Source organism: Thioalkalivibrio sp. (assembly GCF_041685615.1).
Lineage (GTDB): Bacteria > Pseudomonadota > Gammaproteobacteria > Ectothiorhodospirales > Ectothiorhodospiraceae > Thioalkalivibrio.
The window spans coordinates 1-4,372 of record NZ_JAWLFK010000026.1 but is presented as its reverse complement, the minus strand read 5'-3'; the positions used below and the strand labels follow the sequence as shown (position 1 = coordinate 4,372).

The 4,372-nt window shown below is 62.1% G+C and carries 4 protein-coding genes; 3 read left to right on the top strand and 1 reads right to left on the bottom strand.

What is annotated here, in order from left to right:
• Positions 1 to 314, top strand: a 314-nt coding sequence (locus ACESLR_RS06930; protein WP_373025053.1) for an electron transfer flavoprotein subunit alpha/FixB family protein, incomplete at its 5' end; no start/stop codon positions are given.
• Between the two features lie 36 nt (positions 315 to 350).
• Here ACESLR_RS06930 and ACESLR_RS06925 read toward each other — a convergent pair.
• Positions 351 to 1,106: a GntR family transcriptional regulator gene (locus ACESLR_RS06925; protein ID WP_373025052.1), complete on the bottom strand. Its 756-nt coding sequence runs from the start codon at positions 1,104 to 1,106 to the stop codon at positions 351 to 353.
• A gap of 443 nt (positions 1,107 to 1,549) precedes the next feature.
• Between ACESLR_RS06925 and ACESLR_RS06920 the strand changes: the two genes are divergently transcribed.
• Entirely contained in the window at positions 1,550 to 2,896 is a 1,347-nt protein-coding gene (locus tag ACESLR_RS06920; RefSeq protein ID WP_373025051.1) for an ABC transporter substrate-binding protein, read from the top strand.
• A 269-nt stretch (positions 2,897 to 3,165) separates the two neighbouring features.
• Positions 3,166 to 4,002 carry a DMT family transporter gene (locus tag ACESLR_RS06915; RefSeq protein WP_373025050.1) on the top strand — a complete coding sequence of 279 codons (837 nt, stop codon included), beginning with the start codon at positions 3,166 to 3,168 and terminating at the stop codon, positions 4,000 to 4,002.
• The last annotated feature ends 370 nt before the right edge of the window (positions 4,003 to 4,372 follow it).

Genomic DNA, 4,372 nt, shown 5'->3' with positions numbered 1-4,372 from the left:
TGAACGCCGCCGTGGGCGCCTCGCGGGCGGCTGTGGATGCCGGCTACGCCCCCAACGATTGCCAGGTCGGACAGACCGGCAAGGTGGTCGCGCCCGAGCTTTACATTGCAGTGGGCATCTCCGGCGCCATTCAACATCTTGCCGGGATGACCGGGTCCAAGGTCATCGTCGCGATCAACAAGGACCCGGATGCACCGATCTTCGGCGTAGCGGATTACGGCCTGGTGGGGGACCTGTTCGAGATCCTGCCAGAGTTGCGGGAGAAGCTACGCGTGCTTCGCAGCGAGCCGGACCGGCAACTCGCGGAAGCCTGAGAAGGGGCCGGGCGATGAAAACTCCCCGGCCGCCATTTACGAACGTTCAATCTCGAAGCGGTATTTGAACGCGTCGCCCACGAAGAACAGGAATTCGAAGTCGATAGGGCGCCCGGACCGGTCGTGGGTCAGACGCTCCACCTGCAAGACCGGGTCGGCTTCCGACATCCCCAGTTGTTCCTGCACGTCTTCATTGGCCAGACCGGCATCAATGCTGATGTTGGCCGCGCCCAGTGGGATGCCCGACAGGTTCTCCAGCAACGGGAATATGTCGCCGGAGAGATCCTGGCTGAACAGCGGGCGTCCGACGTCCGGCGGGAAATAGCTGATCTCCAGGGAGACCGGGACTCGGTTCAGATAGCGCACGCGTTTGACTTCGACCACGGAACCCGCCTGCGGTCCGGACAGGCCGAGGGCCTCCCGGACATTCTTGGGCGGCTCGATTTCCTCGATCGATACGACCCGGGCTGTCGCCTCGTAGCCCTGTGCCGCCATGGCCTCGCCGAAGCCCTCCAGACGGCGGACGTTTTGCACCGCCTTTGGCTTGCTGACAAAACTGCCTTTGCCCTGCGAGCTGAAGATCAGGCCCTCGCTGTGCAGGTCGCGCAGCGCCTGCCGGATGGTGATGCGGCTCACCCCGAACCGCCGTGTGAGCTCGCTCTCCGAGGGCAGCTTCTGGTGTGGCTGGTAGGTGCCGTCGAGGATCCGCTGGCGCAGGGTTTCCTTGATCTGGACGTAGAGCGGTTGAGGCGATTCCTGAAGGGTCTGACGATCCGGGCTGGGGGTTTCCATGGGAGTGACTCGGGCTCCTGGTTGGTCCACTCATTATATCGTGTCATAAGTTGGCGTCCCTGGGTAGCATGCCTGGCCTGCGCGACAAGGGTTGCGGGAACACTCACGGGCCGGGGGCCGGGAAGCTGTCCTACTTGTCATGGTTTTGCGTCCGCGGTGACGGGTGCTGGCACCCAGATGGCGCAGGCATTCCCCAGCGTGGGGCGCAATGCGGATGGTGCCGCAGCCTGGCCGAGCCTTCTTTCCCGGAAAAACTCGATAAGAAACAGATAGAAAAAAATATATCGGGCCCAGTTGTTGGTTTGGGCACGGAACCTGCTGCATACCCGTTAGATCAGTCATGGCCTGTCAGTACAGGTCCGGTGATCTTCATGCCGGGGTCAGCCGGCCATCCAAGCGTTGCATCCGCCAGTGTGCGGACACCTTCATTAGGGAGAACAATCATGCGTTGGAAGCCAATTGTCGCGGCGGTCGCGATCGCTACTTTTTCCGGGGCCGCGGTGGCTGAAACGGTTCAGGTCCGGGTCGGACATCAGAGCCAAGTCACCAATACCGTATCGGGTGGGGTCGTGATCGAGCGCTTGCGCCTGTTCGAGGAACACCTGCCCACCGATGGCAAGTACGAGGATGTCGAGTTTGTCGTGCAGTATGCGGACTTCGATTCCGGTCCCCCCATTACCAACCGCATGGTCGCGGGCCAGCTCGAGTTCGGCGTGATGGGCGACTACCCACTCATCGTGAACGGCGCTACTTTTCAGAATACCGGCCGGGCCGAGTCGCTGTTCGTCGCGATGACGGGCTACAACGCCCGGGGTACGGGGAACGGCATCGTGGTTCCCGTGGATCACGAGGCCCAGAGCCTGGAGGATCTCGCCGGCCATCAACTGTCGACGCCGTTCGGTAGCGCCGCCTGGGGCATGACCCTCGACGCGCTGAGCCAGGCCGGAATTCTGGACGACATTCAGCTGCGGGATCAGGGACCTCCGGTCGGGGTTGCGAACATCCGAACCGGCAACATCGACGCCCATGCGGATTTCACGCCATGGTCGGAGGTCATGGAATACCGGGGCTTCGGTCGCAAGGTGTTCGACGGCAGCGAGGTCGGTCAGCCGACATTCCATGGGACCGTGGTTCGGGACGATTTTGCGGAGGAGCACCCCCGCGTGGTCGAGGCGTATATCGCGGCCACCATGGAGGCCCAGGAATGGATCAAGGAAGACCCCATGCGGGCGGCAACCAAGCTGGAAGAGTGGACCACCATCGAGAAAGAGGTGCTGTACCTGTACTTCAGTGAGGGCGGGATCACGTCGGTTGATCCGACCTTGAAGCCCGAATGGGTCGATGCCCTCAAATACCACCACGCGACCCTGCAGCGGGAGCGTTCGGTCCCCGATCTGGATTTTGATCGCTGGGTCGACGACAGCTTCGTCCGGGCGGTGTACGAGAGCCAGGGCAAGGATTACGAGGCGCAGCTGGAGAAGATTGTCCGCTCCGAACCGGGCGCACCCGGCTTCCCGCCGGCCGAGGCCTGGTTTGCCGACGAGGGAATCGTCAAGTACGACTCCATCGGCGAGATGCTGGAGGCTGTGGAGGAAGCGGAGGCTGCGGGTGACGAAGTGCGTGCCACGTATGTCTATGACCATGACACGGGTCTCAAACTGTTCGGGCATGTCGCCTCGTATGTCGAAACGGACGAGGACTACGTGGCCTTCATGCGAGCCGTTGACGCGGAATCCTACGCGAGCGACAACGGCGGTTCGATTGTCGAACTGTCGGCCCTTCGTTACTAGGGCATCGACCCACCCGGCGGGTCATCCGACCCGCTTCTCGGAGAGGGCCGTGGTCGGTTGGCCATGGCCCTTTTTGTTCCTGGTATGAATCCGGGCGGATCCGTTCGTGAAGTCGGCCAGGGCTCTCTGGATAGAGATCACCTCTTCTGCTGGCGAGGCAAGATATCTCGGGCTTCAGGGCCTTTTCAGCATTGAACGTCCGATCCCACAGGGTGTGGACGCGTCGAACCGTGCCCCCAAACTGTTCTCCACTTGTGCGAAGGACTCCGATGCCGCTCCGCATCACAATCTTGACGTCGGTCGCGCTCACTGCGTTCGCCGCCAACTCCATCCTGACGCGTGCGGCGTTTAGTTCGACCTCGATCGATCCAGTCAGCTTCACTGCGATCCGGATTGTTTCCGGCGCGATTACACTGTGGCTGATCGTTCGCGCCCAGCCAGCCCTTCCTGAAGGCCGGGGCAACTGGGCTTCGGCATTCGCTTTATTCGCATACGCGCTTGGGTTTTCATTTGCCTATCTCTCGTTGACGGCCGCAACCGGGGCCCTGCTGCTGTTCGGCGCGGTCCAGGTCACCATGGTGACTGGGTACCTGGCTACTGGCAGCCGGTTGACGTCCCGTCAATGGACTGGCTTTGCCCTCGCGCTGGCCGGACTGCTCTGGTTGCTGTCGCCCGGGCTCTCGGCCCCGTCACCGACACCTGCGGCATTGATGATCACGGCTGGCGTCGCTTGGGGGGTCTATACGCTCCGGGCAAAAGGTGGCGGTGATCCCACCCGGGTTACGGCATCGAATTTCATGCTGGCGAGCTTGCCGACATTGATCGTGGCGACGGTTTTCGCTCCAGGCGCTCACCTGGATCCTCCGGGCGTTCTGCTGGCCGTAGCATCGGGCGCTCTGGCCTCCGGTCTGGGATACGCGGTGTGGTACGCGGCGCTCAAGCACATTCGGACCTCCACGGCTGCGGTTGTTCAGCTTAACGTCCCTGTGCTGACCGCCATTGCCGGTGTCGGGCTGCTGGCCGAACCCTTGAGCACGGGGCTGGTACTGGCCGGCGTCGTGGTCCTTGGCGGGATTGCACTGGTGGTGACAAAACCGACCCAATGACAGGCATCTGCACAAACATGCAGGAATGGAAGCGTGGGCGATATCGGATCACCAGGGTGCCGCTGCTTAACGGCCCCGCCACGGCGTTTCGGAGAACCCAACCGGGGCCTCTCAGGCAGTGTTGACCCCGGTGCCGCGGTCCCCAGCTAACTCCGGTCCTGCCTGCGTACTACTCTACAGTCGTTGTTCGAGGGGTAACCCAAGGCGATCCCGGAGGGATCCGCGCCTTGTGACGCGCTTCAGGTTTATCTGACCTCCAGTGGTTTCTTACACCATCGGGGCCGATCAATTGGGTAGGCTGATACTGGGCGTTCTGGCCTAGAGGGAGATTGCGATGAACAGGATTGGCAATTTGACGCGTTTGGTGGGT

Bases quoted from the DNA above. Each gene is read 5' to 3' on its own strand.
- ACESLR_RS06915 (WP_373025050.1), top strand. From the start codon at position 3,166: ATGCCGCTCCGCATCACAATCTTGACGTCGGTCGCGCTCACTGCGTTC.
- ACESLR_RS06920 (WP_373025051.1), top strand. From the start codon at position 1,550: ATGCGTTGGAAGCCAATTGTCGCGGCGGTCGCGATCGCTACTTTTTCC.
- ACESLR_RS06925 (WP_373025052.1), bottom strand. From the start codon at position 1,106: ATGGAAACCCCCAGCCCGGATCGTCAGACCCTTCAGGAATCGCCTCAA.